General features: G+C 39.5%; 19 protein-coding genes. 13 read left to right on the forward strand and 6 right to left on the reverse strand.

What is annotated here, in order from left to right; all coding sequences use genetic code 11:
- Positions 1-489 precede the first annotated feature (489 nt).
- Positions 490-1,359 carry an SdiA-regulated domain-containing protein gene (locus C7S20_RS14185; RefSeq protein ID WP_107013092.1) on the forward strand — a complete coding sequence of 290 codons (870 nt, stop codon included), beginning with the start codon at positions 490-492 and terminating at the stop codon, positions 1,357-1,359.
- On the opposite strand, the gene C7S20_RS14190 is transcribed toward C7S20_RS14185, so the two are convergent.
- Positions 1,353-2,645 (reverse strand): dipeptidase, encoded by a 1,293-nt coding sequence (locus C7S20_RS14190; RefSeq protein ID WP_107013093.1) that lies wholly within the window; start codon positions 2,643-2,645, stop codon positions 1,353-1,355. The genes C7S20_RS14185 and C7S20_RS14190 overlap by 7 nt on opposite strands.
- A gap of 115 nt (positions 2,646-2,760) precedes the next feature.
- Here C7S20_RS14190 and C7S20_RS14195 point away from each other — a divergent pair, with 115 nt between their 5' ends.
- From C7S20_RS14195 to C7S20_RS14205, 3 genes are read left to right on the forward strand one after another with little or no spacing between them, the layout of a single operon-like run.
- The gene (locus tag C7S20_RS14195; protein WP_107013094.1) at positions 2,761-4,212 is read left to right on the forward strand and encodes a RimK family protein; all 1,452 of its coding nucleotides are present in this window, start codon (positions 2,761-2,763) and stop codon (positions 4,210-4,212) included.
- Between the two features lies 1 nt (position 4,213).
- Positions 4,214-5,434 carry a carboxylate-amine ligase gene (locus C7S20_RS14200; protein ID WP_107013095.1) on the forward strand — a complete coding sequence of 407 codons (1,221 nt, stop codon included), beginning with the start codon at positions 4,214-4,216 and terminating at the stop codon, positions 5,432-5,434.
- Positions 5,431-6,114 carry an N-formylglutamate amidohydrolase gene (locus C7S20_RS14205; RefSeq protein WP_107013096.1) on the forward strand — a complete coding sequence of 228 codons (684 nt, stop codon included), beginning with the start codon at positions 5,431-5,433 and terminating at the stop codon, positions 6,112-6,114. Before C7S20_RS14200 ends, C7S20_RS14205 begins: the two co-directional genes overlap by 4 nt.
- Positions 6,115-6,160: 46 nt before the next feature.
- On the opposite strand, the gene C7S20_RS14210 is transcribed toward C7S20_RS14205, so the two are convergent.
- Together C7S20_RS14210 and C7S20_RS14215 are read right to left on the reverse strand one after the other, a co-directional pair.
- The gene (locus tag C7S20_RS14210; RefSeq protein WP_107013097.1) at positions 6,161-6,571 is read right to left on the reverse strand and encodes an OsmC family protein; all 411 of its coding nucleotides are present in this window, start codon (positions 6,569-6,571) and stop codon (positions 6,161-6,163) included.
- A gap of 137 nt (positions 6,572-6,708) precedes the next feature.
- Positions 6,709-7,140, reverse strand: a complete 432-nt coding sequence (locus C7S20_RS14215) for an FKBP-type peptidyl-prolyl cis-trans isomerase (RefSeq protein WP_107013098.1) — start codon at positions 7,138-7,140, stop codon at positions 6,709-6,711.
- 222 nt (positions 7,141-7,362) lie between these two features.
- Here C7S20_RS14215 and C7S20_RS14220 point away from each other — a divergent pair, with 222 nt between their 5' ends.
- From C7S20_RS14220 to C7S20_RS19575, 4 genes are all read left to right on the forward strand, one after another.
- Complete coding sequence (locus tag C7S20_RS14220) at positions 7,363-8,820, forward strand: Gfo/Idh/MocA family protein (RefSeq protein WP_107013099.1); 1,458 nt, start codon at positions 7,363-7,365, stop codon at positions 8,818-8,820.
- A gap of 6 nt (positions 8,821-8,826) precedes the next feature.
- Entirely contained in the window at positions 8,827-9,264 is a 438-nt protein-coding gene (locus C7S20_RS14225; protein WP_107013100.1) for a 3D domain-containing protein, read from the forward strand.
- Positions 9,265-9,296: 32 nt separating this feature from the next.
- Positions 9,297-10,376, forward strand: a complete 1,080-nt coding sequence (locus C7S20_RS14230; protein WP_227009016.1) for a transporter substrate-binding domain-containing protein — start codon at positions 9,297-9,299, stop codon at positions 10,374-10,376.
- 126 nt (positions 10,377-10,502) lie between these two features.
- The gene (locus C7S20_RS19575) at positions 10,503-10,679 is read left to right on the forward strand and encodes a hypothetical protein (protein ID WP_159039941.1); all 177 of its coding nucleotides are present in this window, start codon (positions 10,503-10,505) and stop codon (positions 10,677-10,679) included.
- A gap of 2 nt (positions 10,680-10,681) precedes the next feature.
- On the opposite strand, the gene C7S20_RS14235 is transcribed toward C7S20_RS19575, so the two are convergent.
- Positions 10,682-11,326, reverse strand: coding sequence for a hypothetical protein (locus C7S20_RS14235; protein ID WP_107013101.1), 645 nt, complete (start codon positions 11,324-11,326; stop codon positions 10,682-10,684).
- 146 nt (positions 11,327-11,472) lie between these two features.
- On the opposite strand from C7S20_RS14235, the gene C7S20_RS14240 reads away from it, so the two are divergent.
- Entirely contained in the window at positions 11,473-12,804 is a 1,332-nt protein-coding gene (locus tag C7S20_RS14240; protein WP_107013102.1) for an aspartate kinase, read from the forward strand.
- Between the two features lie 85 nt (positions 12,805-12,889).
- On the opposite strand, the gene C7S20_RS14245 is transcribed toward C7S20_RS14240, so the two are convergent.
- Positions 12,890-14,122: a glycosyltransferase gene (locus C7S20_RS14245; RefSeq protein WP_107013103.1), complete on the reverse strand. Its 1,233-nt coding sequence runs from the start codon at positions 14,120-14,122 to the stop codon at positions 12,890-12,892.
- A 78-nt stretch (positions 14,123-14,200) separates the two neighbouring features.
- Here C7S20_RS14245 and C7S20_RS14250 point away from each other — a divergent pair, with 78 nt between their 5' ends.
- Genes C7S20_RS14250 through C7S20_RS14265 form a run of 4 tightly spaced genes read left to right on the forward strand, consistent with a single transcriptional unit; the run spans position 14,201 to position 18,407 of the window.
- Complete coding sequence (locus C7S20_RS14250; protein WP_107013104.1) at positions 14,201-14,701, forward strand: GreA/GreB family elongation factor; 501 nt, start codon at positions 14,201-14,203, stop codon at positions 14,699-14,701.
- Between the two features lie 53 nt (positions 14,702-14,754).
- On the forward strand, positions 14,755-15,174 hold the full coding sequence (locus C7S20_RS14255) for a DoxX family protein (RefSeq protein ID WP_107013105.1): 420 nt from the start codon (positions 14,755-14,757) through the stop codon (positions 15,172-15,174).
- A gap of 3 nt (positions 15,175-15,177) precedes the next feature.
- Positions 15,178-17,061, forward strand: a complete 1,884-nt coding sequence (gene gnd / locus C7S20_RS14260) for a decarboxylating NADP(+)-dependent phosphogluconate dehydrogenase (RefSeq protein ID WP_107013106.1) — start codon at positions 15,178-15,180, stop codon at positions 17,059-17,061.
- Positions 17,061-18,407: a GntP family permease gene (locus C7S20_RS14265; protein ID WP_107013107.1), complete on the forward strand. Its 1,347-nt coding sequence runs from the start codon at positions 17,061-17,063 to the stop codon at positions 18,405-18,407. The genes gnd and C7S20_RS14265 overlap by 1 nt, the downstream gene beginning before the upstream one ends.
- A 57-nt stretch (positions 18,408-18,464) precedes the next feature.
- Here the strand turns inward: C7S20_RS14265 and C7S20_RS14270 are convergent, their stop codons facing one another.
- On the reverse strand, positions 18,465-19,295 hold the full coding sequence (locus C7S20_RS14270) for an OmpA/MotB family protein (protein ID WP_107013108.1): 831 nt from the start codon (positions 19,293-19,295) through the stop codon (positions 18,465-18,467).
- Positions 19,296-19,641 lie beyond the last annotated feature (346 nt).

Below are 19,641 nucleotides of genomic sequence, written 5' to 3' on the forward strand. Positions count from 1 at the left end.
TCTGAAGTTTTCATAATTGATGATTTTGATTGATGAATAATGATTGTTGCTGATTAGAAGAACCTTCTTCTGGAATTCCAGGATGCTATAGCCGTTACCGGTTGAGCATTAAGAAATGATTTTCTTTGTTTCTGATTGATCTCTGAAGTTTTCATAATTGATGATTTTTGATTGATGAATGACCCTTTTTTAAGAGTAACGCCTTTTGTTTTTCCAGTTTCCTATAACCGAATTGGTCTGGCTGTTCATAAAGGTCTTTTGCTGATGATTGGTGTTTGATGTCATGATTAATTTATTTTGATTGATGTCTTTACCTAAAAGACGACGACATTTCAAAGCTGTTACAGTACTATGTATTAAAGGGTAGTAAATTAACATATTTTTAACTTTTAACTCCTGATTTATAGGAGCTTAAGCTTAAGAAAGTATTGTTAATCTTTTTGTGACCCTTTATCATTGCTTTATTTTTAAGTTCAAAAAATCATCGAAATGAGGAAGTGGGCCTTTGGAATTGTTGTTTTAGTCATAGTAGTTGCAGGGTTAATTTACGGGTCGTATGAAAAGATGGATTACGATTTCGATGACACAACCAAAACTTATGAAATAGTAAATAAATGGAACCTGCCCAATGCCCTGGATGAAATTTCCGGGATCGCCTGGATAAGCAATGACCGGTTAGCCTGCATCGAGGATGAACACGGAATTATATATATCTATGATCTGAAAAAATCCCAGATCATTTCCCGGCAAAAGTTTGGAGGATCAGGTGATTATGAAGCCATAACTACGATGGATAGCGCTTACTGGGTGGCAGAAAGCGATGGAAAACTCTATAAAATACCAATGAACAAGATGATCTCTCCTGAAAATACCACCACCTACAAAACCGGCTTTGAATACAAGAACAATATTGAAGGCATTACTGCTACTTCTGATGGAAAACTATTGATTTCGGTTAAAGATCATAATCTGAAACCTAAAAATGAGGAACAGGACGAAAAATCAAAAGCGGTTTATACGTACGATCCTGTTTCCCAAAAACTAAATGAAAAAGCCAGTTTTCGTATAAATATTAACGATACGATATTCAAGAAGGTCCATACCCATGAAGAGGATCGAAAATGGCGGCCTACAGATATGCAGTTTCATCCAATCACCGGTGAACTTTATATGATAGATTCTGAAATCCCGAAGGTTCTGGTATTAAATAAAGAGGGCAGGATCATAAAAATGCATTTACTCGATCCTGCCGAATTTTTCCAGCCTGAAGGAATTTGTTTTTCGCCCTCGGGCCGAATTTTTATTTCTAATGAAGGCAAAGGGGGGGATCCCAGCATCGTTGAAGTGAAATTTCAATAATTCTCTTCTTCCTGAATTTTTTCAGCTACCGCCTGAACTTCGTCCAGAACGCGCAGTAAATTTCCTCCCCAGAGCTTTGCAATATCTTCTTCGGTATAACCTCTTTTTACCAATTCAACAGTGACATTCAGACTTTCTGAAGCATCGTTCCAGCCTTCAATTCCGCCACCACCATCAAAATCGGAGCTGATCCCTACATGATCAATGCCTATTTTCGAAACCAGGTAATCTATATGATCTACAAAATCTGAAACATTTACCGGCGGCACTTCTTTTTTCAGTTTTTCAATATCAGGGGCCGAAGCGGCTTTTACTTTTCCATATTCCGTATAGTAATTACTTCTATCAGCCTGTGACATCGTTTTGATACTATCCCATGGTTTTATTTGAAAATCCATTTCTTTGGCTTTTGCGTTATAAACGCTATCAGTTGCTGCCTTAAATGCATTGTGTTTTGCAGTATTTAAATAAGAACTGAAAGCCACCGTTTGTACAACACCCCCGTGTTTTTTAAACAATTCCAGGGTTTCATCATCTACATTTCGGCTATGATTGCATAAGGCCCTTGCCGACGAATGAGAAGCGATAAGGGGAGCTTTGGACAGCTCGAACATTTGTTTGATAGCTTCTTTACTGGGGTGCGAGATATCGATCATCATCCCACAGCGATTCATTTCCTTAATAACTTTTTTACCCATTTCGCTCAAACCATTATGCAGCCATACTCCATCGGCTTCCCCGGTATTTGAATCGGCTAACTGACTATGCCCATTGTGGGCAAGCGACATATAGCGTGCACCCATATCATAAAATTCCTGGACGCGGCTTAGATCTTCACCTATAGGATATCCGTTTTCCACACCTATCATCGCAACTTTCTTACCTTCAGCCACCAGTTTTCGAACTTCATCTGAAGTGGTTGCAAGACCTATCTTTTCTGGGGCTATCTCTTCGGTTAAACGATGAATGGCTTTAAATTTCGAAATAGCATTTTCATAGGCTGCTTTATAACCTTCTTCGGTAAGTGGCCCCTGGCCAGTATATACAATAAGCCAGGTGACATCCATTCCTCCAGCGATCATCTTGGGCAGGTTCACCTGAGTATCAAGATCCATCGTATAATTTTTGTCTTCGGTGAAATTTTCCACGTTGATATCATTGTGAGTATCAATTGTGATTACCTTTTCGTGTATGCGTTTTGCCTTTTCGAGAAGATCGGGATTGGTTTGGGCCATAGAGAATTGAATAACTGAAAAAAGTATAATTCCGGGTAACTTATATTTCATGTGTAGCTGTGAATGTTAATTAAAGGCTGAATTTAAGAATTAAATTTATGACTTGGCTATTTTGATAAGCGATTGTATTTTGACGTAAATTTGATGAATTATTCCATATTACTGAATGAACAAATACATTGTTGTAAATAATCCCGAGAACTGGAAGATAAAATCTGAACAGATAAAGATTATTTCTTCGCGGGAATATCTTACCAATCCTGAATATTCTCAACTTAAGAAAGCCCGTGTTTTCAACCTTTGCAAGGATTATTCCTATCAGTCCAAAGGATATTATGTATCACTTTTGGCTGAAGCGCGAGGGCATCTGGCCATTCCCACGGTTAAAAACCTGGTGGATCTTGGGGAACCAAAACTGGTGAAAATCGTTTCAGAAGATTTTGACGATCTTATTCAGAAATCCCTGAAAAACATCAAATCTCAGGAATTTACGCTGAGCATCTATTTCGGTCAGAATGTAGCGGCGAAATATAAAGAATTGAGCAGCATGTTCTTCAGGCATTTTCAAATTCCTTTTTTACGCGTCAGGTTCAATTATAACAATCGGTGGAATATCAAGAATATCAAGGCGATCTCGGTGGCTGAAATCCCCAATGAGCATATAGATAGTATGTATTATTTCGCGGAACAGTATTTTGCCAAAAAACGTTATGATACCCCGCGGCCAAATGCCTTTGAATATGATCTCGCGATTTTGGTAAAGGAAGGTGATCCTGCTCCGCCCAGTAATGCAAAAGCTTTAAAAAAGTTTACAGAACTTGCCGAGAAAATGGGTTTTTATACTGAAATCGTTGGCCCGAAAGACCTTTCAAGGCTTTCTGCTTTCGACGCGCTTTTTATCAGGCAGAGTACCGAGGTCAATAATGAAGCTTATGCTTTTGCCCGTAAGGCGCAGCAGGAAGATATCGCCATTATTGATTATCCTGATGCGATCCTGAAATGCTGTAACAAGGTTTTTATGGCTGAAGCCCTCGAGAATGCAGGGATTCCCACTCCAAAGACATTTATCGTTCATAAAGACAATAAAGATAGTATCTTTAAAAAAACAGGTTTCCCCGTGGTTTTGAAATCTCCCGATTCTACTTTTTCGTTTGGCGTGAAAAAAGCCAATAATGAAGAGGAATATCGGGAAATGCTGGGCGCCATGCTGAAAAAATCGGAACTGGTTATCGCCCAGGAATTTTCTCCTTCAGAATATGACTGGAGAATTGGCATTATTGACGGTAAACCTTTTTATGCCTGCAGGTATTATATGGCAAAGGGCCATTGGCAAATCTATAACTGGGACGCGAAAAATAAGGATGATCAGGACGGAAATGCAGATTGCCTTCCTATTGAAAAAGTTCCGAAACAGATCGTTAGAATTGCTGTTCGTGCGGCAAAATTGATGGGAAAAGGACTTTATGGGATAGATATTAAAGTCGTTAAGTCCAAACCTCTGGTGATTGAGATCAATGATAATCCCAATATAGATGCGGGTGTGGAAGATGCTTTTTACGGAGACACCGTTTATCTGGAAGTTTTAACGGCCTTGAAAAACAGGATCGAAAATAAATAATATGGCCTATCATCTTTTTGAAGTCGCCGGAATCGAACTGGAATATATGCTGGTTAAAAAAGCGAATTTCAAGGTGAATCCTATCGTTGACCAGTTGCTCACTAAAAAAAATGGTTCATTGACTTCTGATATTGATAATGGAAAAATTGAATGGAGCAATGAACTCGTGAATCATGTGGTCGAGATCAAAACCAACGGCCCGGTAGAGAGTTTAGAAGGTCTTGAAGATCTTTTTCAGGATAATGTGATTGAAATCAACAGCTTGCTTGAAGAATTTGCCACGGTGTTAATGCCCGGAGCATCGCATCCGTTAATGAATCCCGATACTGAAACAAGGCTTTGGCAGCATCATTACAGTAAGATCTATGCGCTGTATAATCGTATTTTCGATTGTCGCGGACATGGCTGGAGCAATGTTCAGAGCATGCATATCAATTTGCCTTTTTCTGGTGATGATGAATTTGAAAAACTGCATGCCGCGGTAAGAATTTTACTGCCCATTATTCCGGGACTGGCGGCAAGTTCTCCCGTTTTAGACGGAAAACATACCGGTTTCAAAGATACGCGCATGCATTTCTATAAAAGCAATCAGAAGGAAATTCCTCATATGACCGGGAAAGTGATCCCGGAACAGGTTTTTTCAAAAGCCGAATATTACGAGAAGATTTTTGATCCTATTAATGAAGCTTTGAAACCATTTGATACCGATCATTTGCTCGACCATCACTTTGTGAATTCACGAGGCGCTATTGCCCGTTTTGACAGGAATGCCATTGAGATCAGGGTCATAGATATCCAGGAAAACCCCTCGGCTGATGTGGCCATTGCCGCTTTTATTATCGAAACCCTGAAATTGCTGGTAAGTGAGGAACTGGTATCTTTAGAAGATCAGAAATCATGGCACGAAGATGCCCTTTTTGATATTTTCAATGAGGTGATCATAAATGCCGAAAATACTTTGATCACCGATCAAAAATACCTGGCTCTTTTTGATATAGAAAAGGCTGCCGATGTAAAAATTATCTGGAGAAAATTATTTTCACGGGTAAAAGAGAATCTTTCCGAAAATCATGCGAAGCATATAGATTTCATTTTACAAAACGGAAGCCTGGCAACCCGTATCCTTAAAGCGATCAGAAATGATTTTTCAGAAAAGAATATTCTTGGAGTTTATAAAAAAATGGCCATCTGTCTCCAGGAAAATAGAATGTTCAGGCCATGAAGCTGGTGTTAACCTGTGAACATGCTGCCGCCGAAATTCCTTCGGAATATTCGTATTTATTCAATGCAGAAAAATATGTTTTAAATACTCATGAAGCCTTTGATCCCGGGGCGTTTGATCTTTTTCAGTATTTAAAGCCTTTATCCCATTTCCGTTTTTATCATTCTATTGGAAGGTTGCTGGTTGAAGTAAATCGTTCGGAGCATCACCCTAAATTATTTTCCCGATATTCAAAAAAACTTGATAAAGACCAAAAAAAGCTTGTAAAGCAATACTATTATTTTCCCTACAGAAAGCAGGTGGAGGAGCAAATTGGTACATTAACAGGGAAGGGAATAGAGGTGCTTCATATTTCGGTCCACAGTTTTACGCCCGTTTTGAATGGACAAGAAAGGAACTGTGATCTGGGCCTTCTTTATGATCCTTCCCGAAAAAAAGAATCTTCGGTTTGCCGTAAAATGAAGGAATTAATCAGGGAAAATAATTCAGATTTAGTAGTAAGAATGAACTATCCGTATCTTGGAAAAGCTGACGGGTTTACTACCTACCTCAGAAAAAAATTCGGTGAGAATTATATGGGAATTGAACTGGAAGTGAATCAGAAGTTCGTTTCCAAAAATAGTATGGACAAGCGAATAAAATCTATTTTAAAAATAGCCATTCAGCAGCTGCTGCAGTAAAAAAACCGCCATCGGGCGGTTTTAAATTGGATGTTTAAAAGGAAGTTTAATTCAACTCATAATCCAGGCTGATCTCTGCCTTTAAAAGTTTTGAAATTGGGCAATTTTCCTTGGCTTTTTTTGCCAATTGAGCAAATTTATCTTCATCGATTTCTGGTACGCTGGCTTTCAAAACCAGGTGAGATTTTTTAACAGTTCCGTCTTCAAAAGTAATTTCAGAAGTTGTTTCCAGCTTATCAGGGGTATAACCTTCTTCTGTCAAAAATGCCGATAACTGCATGCTAAAACAACCCGAATGTGCTGCACCTATCAATTCTTCGGGATTTGTTCCTTTTCCGTTTTCAAAACGGGTTTTGAATGAGTATTGGGTCTGGTTTAAAACTCCGCTTTCTGTGCTTACCGTTCCGGAACCTTCTTTAAGAGAACCTTTCCAAACGGCTGATCCTTTTCTTTTCATAATTTAAATGTTGGTTTTTTGAATTCTTTTCTAAATTACTAAGGAGGGAAGGAAACAGAAAAGATTTATCAAAATCTTAACCTAAAAAAAAGCCCGAAGTATAAACTTCAGGCTTTATATAAGAATGAAAGTGATTACTATTTTATTTCAACCACTTCAAGATCAAAAACAAGATCTTTTCCTGCAAGCGGATGATTCGCATCAACTACAATGCTTTCATTTTTTACTTCTTTTACCACAAGATTGATCTCACGGCCGTCAGGACCTTTAGAAACCAAAGGCATTCCCACTTCCGGCTTCAGTTCTTCTGGAAGTTGTTTTTTATCTACCTCCTGGATCAACTCGGGTTTTGGATCTCCGTAAGCCTCGTCTTTAGGTATATTGATGGTTTTCTTTTCGTTTAATTCCATATTGATAAGGCCTTTTTCAAAACCTGGAATTAGCTGTCCCTGACCAAGGGTGAATTCAATAGGTTCTCCGCGTTCTACCGAACTATCAAAAACCTGTCCGTCTTCCAGCTTTCCGGTGTAATGTACCTTAACAGTGTCATTTTGTTTTACTTGACTCATAAAAAGTGTTTTTTAACTATTTATTTTTCGGCTGTAAATTCATTTTCAGCCACTTAAAGTTGCAAAGGTACAAGTAAATGAGCGAAAGCCAAAAAATACAGGACTTTAACGGTTCATGAGTGGAGATTCATAAAATTTTATATGAATTGGAAATTAATTATTAAAGAAATAACTTTAAGGATTCTTATATTTAAAAATCTACCAATTTAATTCTTCAGTTTTATGAAAAAAAATGCAAAAAAGCCTTCCGGCAGTTCCAGAAGAGATTTTTTAAAAACCTCCGCAATTGCCGCAGGAGCTTTTATGATTGTTCCCCGCCATGTGCTTGGAGGTCCCGGATATATTGCCCCTAGTGACAAACTGGTCGTTGCCGGTGTGGGAGTGGGAGGTAAAGGCCAGAGCGACATCTGGAATTTTTATCAAAGTGGAAAAGCCGATATCGCCTATCTGTGTGACGTTGATGATCGCCGCGCTGCCGTTTCAAGAGAACGTTTTCCGAAAGCAAAATACTATAAAGACTGGAGGGAATTGTTAGATAAAGAACATAAGAACTTTGATGCGGTCTCGGTTTCAACCCCAGACCATAATCATGCTGTCATAGCCATGGGAGCCATGGAACTTGGCAAACATGTGTATGTTCAGAAACCTCTTACCCATGATATTTACGAGGCCCGAAAACTTACCGAAGCCGCCAAAAAATATAAAGTAGTTACTCAAATGGGTAACCAGGGAGCTTCGGCCGATGGTGTAAGAAAAATGAGAGAGTGGTATGACGCCGGCCTTATTGGCGATGTGGAAGAAGTATATGTTTGGACGAACCGTCCCGTATGGCCGCAAGGAATCCCGTGGCCAAAAAATTCAGCTCCTGTTCCTTCTGAACTCGATTGGGATCTTTGGCTGGGTACTGCGCCTTATAAAGATTATGTAGAAGGGCTCGTTCCTTTTAACTGGCGTGGCTGGTGGGATTACGGTACGGGAGCTCTTGGAGATATGGGCTGCCACTTAATTGAGCCGCCATTCAGCGTTCTTGGGCTTCAATATCCTAAAGATGTGGAATGTAGTGTGGGAAGTGTATATGTAGATGAATTCCAGAGAGGTTATTTCCCTGAAAGTTGTCCGCCTTCGAGTCATGTGATCATGAGCTTTGACGGTAAAAAAGAAAAAGACATCACCCTTCACTGGATGGATGGCGGAATTAAACCTATGCGTCCAGAAGAACTTGGTCCTGAAGAAACCTTTGGAGATGGAGGCAACGGAGCTTTACTCATAGGATCAAAAGGAAAAATGATGTGCGGAACTTATAGTTTGAACCCGCAACTCCTACCAACTTCGAGAACCGACGAGGTAAACGTTCCTCAAACCTATGATCGTGTTCCGGGCGGTATAGATGGCCATTACGCACAGTGGGTAGAGGCTGCAATTGCAGGTTATGGAAATAAAAAGGTGAGTTCTCCATTTGAGGTCGCGGGACCCCTTACAGAATCTCTACTCATCGCGAATCTTGCTATCAGAGGTTATGATATTCAGAAGAAAACCACGAATGCAAAAGGAGAGACCGAATATCAATATCCTGGCCGCGATATAAAAATGATCTGGGACGCCGAAAATATGCGCGTTACCAATTTTGAGGAAGCAAACAGGTTCGTGAAACGGGATTACCGCGAGCCGTACACTTTATAATAGTACATGCTGAAAAGAGATCAATTCCCGAAAAATTTTAAACTCCAGCTTAGCATTTTGGGATTGATCTCTTTGTCGGCTTGTAAAAATTTTCATTCCGAAGGAGATGTAGACTGGGATACCATTTGCGTTACCGCTACCGCCTATAATTCCCTTGACTATCAAACTGAAGACGATCCTACCATTACGGCCTGGGGCGATACACTTAAACCCGGCATGAACGCTATAGCCGTTTCGCGTGACCTTGTAAAGCTGGGGCTTGACCACAATTCAAAAGTAAAAATTGAAGGTTTTGACAGTATTTTTCTTGTAAAAGATAAAATGCATTATCGCTGGAGGAACCGCATTGATATTTATATGGGTAATAATGCTCAAAAAGCGAGGAATTTTGGCAGAAAAAAGCTGAATATCGCCTATATCTTTAAAAAAGATAGCTTGAAATAGAACTTTTTTTGAAGGAAGTTTTAATTTCGGAAATGAAACCTGAAAAAATGCTATCTAAAAAACTTCTTTTCTTATTCCTTTTCACCTTTATTTTAAATGGATTGTCTGCTCAGGACAGTTTGAAAATTCCATCTAAATTAATTATTGGAGTTACTGAAACACCTCCTTTTATTCAGAAAACCCCTGAAGGTTATACCGGGCTGAGCATAGATTCCTGGAAACTTGTGAATGAACAGCTTAATTTCGACTATGAATTCAGGCAATATAGAGACCTTGCAACTTTACTTAATGCCATTGAAACGGGAGAGGTAGATTTAAGCGTAAATCCGATTACGGTAACCGATAACCGGATGAAAAAGATGAGTTTCTCCCAGCCTTATTTTATTTCCCATACCAGCGTTCTTAAGAAAAAAGAATCCAGGATTCTCGCGCAACTGGCAAATTTGTTTAGCTGGGATTTTGTTTCGGTGATTTTGCTTTTGATCCTGGTGATTTTCATATTCGGATTTCTAGTGTGGTTATTTGAAAGAAAAAGCAATGAAGAGGAATTCGGCAGTGATCTCAAAGGTATCATGCAGGGATTCTGGTGGAGCGCGGTGACCATGACCACCGTTGGTTATGGCGATAAATCTCCGCGCACTTTTGGCGGCAGGGTAATAGGTTTCATCTGGATGTTTATGGCAGTTATAATCATTTCCAGTTTTACGGCAGGAATAGCATCTTCTCTAACTGTGAAAAGTATAAATGATGAAATAAATCAAATTCAGGATCTGGAAAGGTTTAATGTTACCACTGTGAACAGTTCAAGTTCCCAGGAATTACTTGATCTGTATGATATAGATGCCAGCCTGGTCACCAATGGGGAAGAAGGAGTGGAAGCAATACTTAATGGCCGCGCCAGCTTATTTGTATATGACGAACCTATCTTACGCTATGAAATTCAAAGGAAGGAACTTTCTGACGACCTGGAAATCCTTGCAAAAAGTCTTAAAAAGGATTATTATAGTTATGCATTTCCAAAAAATTCTCCCCTTTTAAAAATTATTGATCCAGTGCTCGTACGTTCCCTAAAAACTATGAAGTGGAACACTCTTACCAAGGATTACTATTAATTCCTGGCCTGGTGAATAGAAGAAAATACCTAAACGATTGTCAAAATTATACGCATTTTCGTTAAATTTTTACAGGGATCATATTTTTTTGTTGGCTAAAAGATTGATTTTTATATCTTTAATGTCTTGCTGAAAAAACCAACCAAACATATGCACCTGGAACGTGAAAAGGAAAATAATTCCGACGAACTGCTTTTTTTAATGAGAAAGAAGAACAGGAATACGCCTATTTATATAGCGATCGTTCTTGTGATCATTGTAAGCGCAATAGCCATGGCCGGGGTTTATCTGGAATACTGGTAGAACTACTTTTTGATCTCATTCATCAACAAAAAGGCTTTATTTACATATTCTTTTTCAAGGAATAATGCGAAATAATTCGAGGTAGAGATCATCTCGAAGACCGGAATTCCTTCGTAAGCCAGTAGCTTGAAAATATAGAAATATAGACCTACAGTTTGTGAGCTGTTCTTCGGAAGTGCTATGGTAATCGATGACAATTCATCTTTTACCGAAACTCTTATTTCGTTCCGGAAACATTTTTCCACAAGATCTGTGAGAGTGGAAGATACCAGGATATTACTTTCCTGGTAATTACTCGAATAATTAAGGTAGACGCCTGTCTGATCTTTTACCGCCTCAAGTAACCTCGCTTTATTTGCAATAATAGTATTGGAATTTAGATAGGTATATTCAGTTATTCCTGAACGAACAACAATATCTCCCAGCTCGCGAAGACTTTTCATGTTTATTTTGGTCCTTTTTGGCGCATACCGTCGCAATGCCATAATGATACTTCCCTGTTTTACGGGTTTATGCATTTCTTTTTCCACTTCAGGCTGGATATCGGCAGCGAGTCCACTGAAATTTACGATGTCCCTGGCAATGGCGTCATCAAGGAAGGGCTGATGACGAATAATATCATGTACTACCGTGGTAATAGTCTTCATTTGTTAATTATTGAACAATTTGTGCAAATGTATATAAAATGAAGCGTAATTTTTTCCACTTTCCCTCTAATTTATACTTATGCAGGGCATTTGATTGGAAGGAATAATTGAAATTTTCCGTAGTCAAATGTCAAAAATTTAAGCAGATGAAAATATTAAAATTTGGAGGTACTTCTGTTGGTACTGCGGAAAGTATCAAAAATGTGAAAAGCATTATTACTTCTGATAATAATGATAAAATGCTGGTTCTCTCTGCCATGTCTGGAGTAACCAATATGCTGGTGGAGCTTGGCTTATTTTTTAAAGAGGGCAGAGGTGCTGATGTGGAAGAACAATTGCTGAAACTGAGAGCTAAACATTACGGACTTATAGATGAACTTATTACTGATGATTCATTGAACCAGCAGTGCAAAGATTATGTGCAGGCGCAGCTTAGCGAACTTCATGAACTTTATGAAAGGGAACTTTCCGAAGAGATCGAGGCGAGGATAGTGACTACCGGCGAAAGCCTTCTTACATTTATTTTCAGTAATTATCTAACTTCAGAAAGCATTCAAAATACCCTTTTAGATGCCAAGGAGTTTATGAGAATTGACAATCTCGAAAATCCCGATACAAATCTTGTAGGAAAGCATCTAGAAAAAACGCTTCAAAAGAACCAAAGAAGTAATATTTATATAACACAGGGTTTTGTTCGTATCAATAAAGATAATGAGATCTGCACCCTTAAAAGAGGAGGAAGCGATTATTCTGCGACGATTATCGGGGCAGCTTTAAAAGCTTCTGAGGTGCAAATATGGACAGATATAAGCGGGCTCCATAATAATGATCCAAGATTTGTTCAAAATACACATCCCGTAGCAAATTTAAGTTTTGAAGAGGCCGCGGAGCTCGCTTATTTTGGCGCAAAGATCCTTCATCCGCAAACAATTTCACCTGTAATTGGTAAGGGAATTCCTGTATTTCTCAAAAACACCTTTACTCCTGAGGCTGTGGGAACCCGTATCACTGCTTTTACCGAAGATAAAGGACTGAAAGCGATTTCAGCAAAAGACGAAATTACGGCGATAAGGATCAAATCTAACAGGATGCTCATGGCTCATGGTTTTCTTAGGAAGATCTTTGAGGTTTTTGACAAATATGAAACGGCGATTGATATGATCACCACTTCTGAGATCGCAATTTCTCTCACTATCGATGACTCTTCGAGGCTGGATAAAATCCTTGACGAACTGGAACAATATGGCGAAATAAGCGTTGATCCAGACCACAGCATTATATGTGTGGTAGGAGAGGGGCTTATTGAAGAATCTAATACTTCCCGCCTTTTTGAAATTCTGAAAGATGTTCCGGTGCGGATGATTTCTTATGGCGGAAGCAAGAACAATATTTCGCTGTTGGTCGATACTCAGCACAAAATTAAGGCACTTAAACAGCTCAACGATAAGCTTTTTGTGTCCAACCTTCAGCCTTCTTAGGCTGTAACAGATAATTTTTTTGGTTAAACAACTGTTTTTTGTGTAGTGAAAACCGTTGGTTTGTTCCGGCAGCCAGCGGTTTTTTTTATTTTTTCCGGTTTTTTTCTTCGATAAACCTGGAAAGGTAATAAGTGCTTTTATGCAAATGAAATTTCAGCATTTGCCCAGTAAAATTCATCTCCCGGTGCTTCTTTAAATTATTTTGAAGCCCCAAAATTCTCTCCTGGAAATCGCTCAAAAATGCCGATTTCTCAAAGTTTTCCATCAAAATTTTATAGCCCTGCTTTTGGTAAAAAATCCATTTTTCAGCATTTGAATAAACAGCAACAGATTTTTCAATAAAATCTTCATCAGTTCTGCAAACAGTACCGGGCCAGTGCGCTTCATCTGAAATTCCTTCGGCGCCCACTGGAGTGGTGATAGAAGGAGTTCCATTTTGCATGGCTTCCAGTAATTTTCCTTTTAAACCGGCACCAAATTGGAGTGGCGCCAGTAAAATCCGCGCTTGTTGAAAAACATTTTCAGCCTCTTCGGCTTTTCCCATAATATGGAATCCTTCTTCAGGTTTATGGAGATTCCAAACTTTCCGGGAAGGATAACTGCCGTAGATAAAAACCTCTGCGGAAGGCATTTTTTTTCGAATTCCCGGCCAGAGTTTTTCTTTTAAATAAAGAACAGCGTTCCAGTTGGGCTCATGCAAAAAATTACCAATATGCATAAATCCCTTTCGTTCTTCATAGCCTGGCAGCGCTTTTTCTTTAATTTCAGAAGTTTCAAATAATAAAGGCAAATAGTAAAGAAGATTTCCAGGCACATTGAATTCTCCGGTTAGCAGGTCCATTTCAGCTTTCGAAATGATAAAGCTCAGATCACAGCGATAAATGCTTGCAATCTCGCGCTTTGCCAATTCTGAATTTTTATAAATTTCCTTTTCATCACAGCCTTTTTTCCAGGCTTCCTGTCGAGCATTTCGTAGAAAATGTAAATCTTCAGTATCCAGGATCTTCAGGGTATCAGGACAGACTTTCTCAACCCGCCAGCCGAATTGTTCTTCCATCATAAAACGATCAAAAAGTACAATTTCAGGCTTCAGTTCTTCAAGAAAATTATCAAAAGCGGGATCATTGGGAACTATTTTCCGTGTACTAATTCCTTTTGTTTTAAGATTGGCCTGATTACCGGTTTCAACAGCGGGGGTAGCGAAAGTTATCTCGAAATTATGCAGAAGAAAAAAATCGAGCAGTTGGATCATCCTGCTTCCGGCAGCCGATGAAGAGGGCTCTGGCCAAACATATCCGATGATGAGAATTTTTTTCATATATTGAATTCAGAGCAAAAATAGAATATTATTGATATCCGGGAGATTTCCGGATATTTCATTCAATAAAATCAAATTATGAGCAGGGGATTTGTAAAGGAAGGTGACCAGGAAGAACCTCTAATGGTGCCGCCAAGAGCGGCTTTACCAGAAGGAGCGACTAATTATGTGACGCCCGAGGGGCTTGAACTTCTAAAAAAAGAAATGCAGGAGCTGGAAAAGCAACGTCGTAACATAGAGGCTGAAAATGAAACTGAAAAAAGACGCACCCAGGCTTTTATTGATGGAAAGATGAAGTTGCTTTCTGAAAGGATACAAACAGCAAGGCTGCTTAATCCGGAAGAACAGCCAGAAAATGAAGTTCGCTTTGGAGCAAAGGTCAAAGTGGAAAATTTGGATAATCATCAAAAGCAGGAATTCCAGATCGTTGGTGTTGATGAAGCTAATATCAGGCTGAAAAAGATCGCTTTTGTTGCTCCCATTGCACGGGCAATCACGGGTAAAAAAGTTGGCGAAACCGCGCAATTAAAATTAGGAACCGAAACGAGACAATTAAAAATTTTGAAAGTGGAATATTGATTCAACGAATTAATCTGCTGAAAATTTATATCTTTTAAATCCAAATATCAACCATGAAAAACTCATACAGAACAATTCTAAACCTTCAAAACATCGATTTTGGACTCCTCATTATGAGGATCGCATTTACATGTTCATTGCTTACTCACGGATTTCCAAAATTCCTGAAATTTTTCGGGCCAGATGAGATAAAATTCGGTGATCCGCTGGGTTTTGGCGAGCTTACTACCTTTTCATTTGCCGTATTTGCTGAATTTTTCTGTTCCCTTTTCGTTCTTTTCGGTTTTCTCACCAGAATTGCCACAATTCCTATCATTATCACCATGGCAATTGTGGTGTTTGTGGTCTGGCTGCCGGAAGGATTCGGAAAAATGGAAATGCCATTTTTATACCTTTCAGCTTTCACCGTTCTTCTGATTACCGGCGGGGGAAAATATTCGGTGGATTTTCTACTTGAAAAAGGTAAAAAGTAATCTATGCCTCAAACTATAATTTTGATGGGTGTTTCCGGAGTGGGAAAGTCCACTTTAGGAAAAATGCTGGCAGAAAAGCTGAAACTTGCATTTTTTGATGCTGACGATTTTCATTCAGAAGCCAATATTAGTAAAATGAATACCGGTCTTCCTCTGAATGATGATGACCGAAAACTTTGGCTGGAAAATCTTGCCGAAAATATTAAAAAATGGAGTGATGGTGCTGTTTTGGCCTGTTCCGCTTTAAAGGAAAAATATCGACAAACACTGATTCAGCACGCCGAGAAACCAGTGAAATGGGTTTATTTATATGAAGATTACGAGATGATCAAATCCCGCATGGAACAGCGAAAGGATCATTATTTCAAACCTGAATTGCTTAAATCACAATTTGACACTCTCGAACCGCCTGCGTATGGAATTCATATTAAGGTAAATAAATCACCTGAAGAAAATCTAAAAAAGATCATGAATGAACTGGAAAGGCCACATATTGGGCTTATAGGTCTTGGAGTAATGGGGAAAAGCCTTGCACTGAATATGGCTTCAAAAGGAATTCCGGTTTCGGTTTACAACCGGGATTTTAAAGACGTGGAAGTCGACATCGCTAAAAATTTCGCTGCCGAACATGAAGAAACCTATATTTTTCCCTGGTTCAACGATCTCCAAAAATTTGTTGCTTCGCTGCCAAAACCTCGCAATATCATGATCATGGTAAAGGCGGGAGCGGCCGTAGATGCCGTGATTAATGAATTATTACCCGTGCTTGATGCCGGAGATCTTATCATAGATGGAGGTAATTCTCATTTCAAAGACACTGCAAAACGAATTAAAATGCTCGGGGAAAAAGATATCTATTTCCTTGGAACCGGAATTTCAGGTGGGGAAGAAGGTGCTTTAAAAGGCCCTTCTATTATGCCCGGCGGAAGTAAAGTTGCTTACGAAAGGGCAGGAGAAGTGCTGGAAAAGATCGCTGCAAGGGATCCCTGGGGCGATGCCTGCTGCACTTATATCGGGCCGGAGGGCTCAGGTCATTTTGTTAAAATGCTTCATAACGGGATCGAATATGGTGAAATGCAACTTATAGCTGAATTTTATCATCTCCTTCGGTTTTTCTGCGGAATGGATACTTCAGCAATCGCTGATCTTTTTGCAGAATGGAATACCGAACTGCGAAGTTATCTTCTGGAGATCAGCATCGATATTCTTCGACAAAAGGAAGAGAATGACTATTTACTAGATAAAATCCTCGATGTTGCCGGCCAAAAAGGCACCGGTGGCTGGTCTACTGAAGCGGCACTTGAACTAGGCGTCCCTCTTGACACCATCACTGCTGCTGTTCTCGCGCGAAACCTTTCAGCCTTTAAAGCTGACAGGATAAAGGCGTCAAAAAAGTACCATTTCAAAACTGTTGGTGAAAATGTGCCTTCCAGGGAAGAACTTTTCAGGGTTTATCGCTCCGTAATGATCATAAATCATAGTATCGGATTTGAACTTTTAAGAGCTGCTTCCAAAGAATATAACTGGGACTTGAACCTGTCAGAAATTGCCCGAATTTGGACAGGAGGTTGTATCATTAAATCCGGTTTTATGGAAGAACTGGTGAATATCTTTAAAGATCATCATTCGCATTTACTGCTTCAGGATAAGATCAGTGATGAACTTAAAAATATAAATTTTGCGAAAGTTTTATCTTTTGCTTTGGAAAATGCGTGCCCTATGCCGTTAACTTCAGCTGCTGCAACTTATCTGTTCGGATTTTCCTCTCAGCAATCGTCGGCAAATATGATCCAGGCGCAAAGGGATTATTTTGGCGCTCATACTTTTGAACGTATCGATAAAAATAGGGGTGAATTTTTTCATTTTAACTGGAAAAAACCCGATTAATGGAATTACAGGTACTCATTGCCGTTTTTATAGGAATTGGCATTCTCTTATTCCTCATTTTGAAATTGAAGATCCAGGCATTCCTGGCCCTTCTGGTAGTCTGTATTCTCGTTGGAATTATGGCCGGCATGCCCGCCGGTGAAATTGTAGAAACCATGAAAGAGGGCATGGGGAACACCCTTGGGTTTGTAGCCACAGTTGTGGGGCTCGGTGCTCTTTTTGGAGGGATCCTTGAACAATCGGGAGGCGCTAAGGGACTTGCTAAATTTATGCTGAAAAAGACCGGCGAAAAGAACGCTCCCTGGGCGATGATGTTCACTGGATTTCTTATCGCGATTCCCGTATTTTTTGATGTGGCTTTTATCATTCTCGTTCCTGTGGCTTATGCGCTGAGCAGGAGTACCGGAAAATCTCTTTTGCTCTATGCCTTACCACTGCTGGCAGGGCTAGCCATTACTCATGCATTCATTCCGCCAACACCAGGACCTATCGCAGTTTCTGAAATTCTCGGAGCCGACCTGGGCTGGGTGATTCTTTTCGGACTTTTAACCGGGTTGCCAACAGCGGTTATCAGCGGACCATTATTCGCGCGCTATATTTCAAAAAAGATCTACATCGAACCCCAGGAATATACAGAAGCCGAAGAAATTAAAGTCTCCAGCCCACCTTCACCACAACTCATCCTGCTGATCATATTTGTCCCTATTATTCTTATTGTTTTGAATACGGTCATCAACAGTCCCTTTATGGCAGAATCGGCGGTTTCGGAAAATTTCGGGGAAGCGATAGCCCTGATTGGTCATCCTTTTACGGCCCTGATCATCGCGAACCTTCTTGCGTGGTATTTTATAGGAATAAGAAGAGGTATGGGAAGGGATTTTCTTTTGAAAATATCTACAAAATCTTTTCAATCTGCCGGAATCATTCTTCTTCTAACTGGTGCGGGAGGTGCTTTTAAGCAAATTTTGATCGCTACGGGTGCTGGTGATATGATCGCGAGTACCATGAATTCCGAATTTTTTAGTCCGCTTATATTCGGATTTATTATTGCGGCTTTGGTGCGTGTGTTGCAGGGTTCCTCTACAGTGGCGATGATCACTGCAGCAGGAATTACAGCGCCGGTAATTGGCGCAGGTAGTTACAGTATTCCTGAAATTTCGATTATTGTCATCGCGATCGCTGCGGGAGCCTCTACCTTTTCTCACGTAAACGACAGTGGATTCTGGCTGGTAGGTCAGTATTTAGGCTTAACTGAGAAACAAACCTTTAAGACGTGGACGCTAATGACCGGGATCATTTCCTTCTCCGGATTGATCATGAGCCTGATAATCTGGTATATACTTTAAAAGAAAAAAGGTGAAGCAGAAAACTTCACCTTTTAAAAAATTATTTAACCTTTTTGCTTATCCTTCAGATTCAAGCATCGCAAAGAATTTATCCAGGTTGGGGATGATAACTATACGGGTTCTACGATTTTTTGCCATATTTTCTTTAGATGAATTATCTACAAGAGGCTGGTAGCTGCTTCTACCGGCAGCAATAAGTTTAGCCGGATCTACATCATATTTATCCTGAAGGATTCTCACCACAGAAGTCGCTCTTCTAACGCTAAGATCCCAGTTATCTTTTAAATAAGATTCAGGAACTACTTTACGATCATCGGTATGACCTTCGATCATAACCTCCATAGCTGGTTCGCTGTTGATCACTTCAGAAAGTTTTTTAAGCAGAGGTTGTGCTTTATTGCTTACCCGGGCACTTCCGCTGTTGAATAATAATTTATCTGAAACATTGATCATCACCACGGTTTCATCAACACTAATGTCGATATCATCTTCATCGGCACCTTCAGATATTTTCTTTTTTAAGTTATAAGAAACGGCAAGATTGATAGAATCTTCAAGAGTTTTAGCGCCTTTTACCTTTTCCGGATCCATCTTGGCGATGGTATTGCGCATATGCTCTTTGGTTTTCTGCGACATGACGGTAAGGTCATTCTGTTCGTACATTCCTTCGTTGGCTGTTCTTAAAGAATTGATCTTCGCATTGTACTCGGCCACACGCTGCTCGATCTTATTATATTTAGCTTCAATTTCGTCTTTTTCTACCCTAGTTTTTTGAAGCTCACTTTTCGTGTTATCCAGTTCACCTTCCAGTGCCACATATTTTTTCTTGGAGACACAGGAAGTCAGCATGGTTGCTGCTAAAATTGTTACAGTTATTACTCTTTTCATAATTGATTATTTTATGGTTCGGATTAATTTTTTTACCAAACTTCAAATGAATAGAAGCGAGAATAGTGCCATATAAAGGGGATTTCCATGTGACAGACTGGAAAGAAGTCCTTAATAATCAACGAAAATTCGATTAATACTTTGTAAAACAGCGATATATGGGGTTTTTGCTCTTTTGGAATGTGATAATGCCGGGAATAAAACTATGCTCAAAGATTTTTTGAAGCTGTAGGGTAATTTGTAGAAAACAAAAGTTGATTGTAACCAAATTCCACACTTTAATTCACAGGAACCCCTTATTTTTAGCTGATTTTAACAGAAGTTTACAACAAATTAAGTCTTTAGG

The organism is Christiangramia fulva (assembly GCF_003024155.1).
Classification (GTDB): Bacteria; Bacteroidota; Bacteroidia; order Flavobacteriales; family Flavobacteriaceae; genus Christiangramia; species Christiangramia fulva.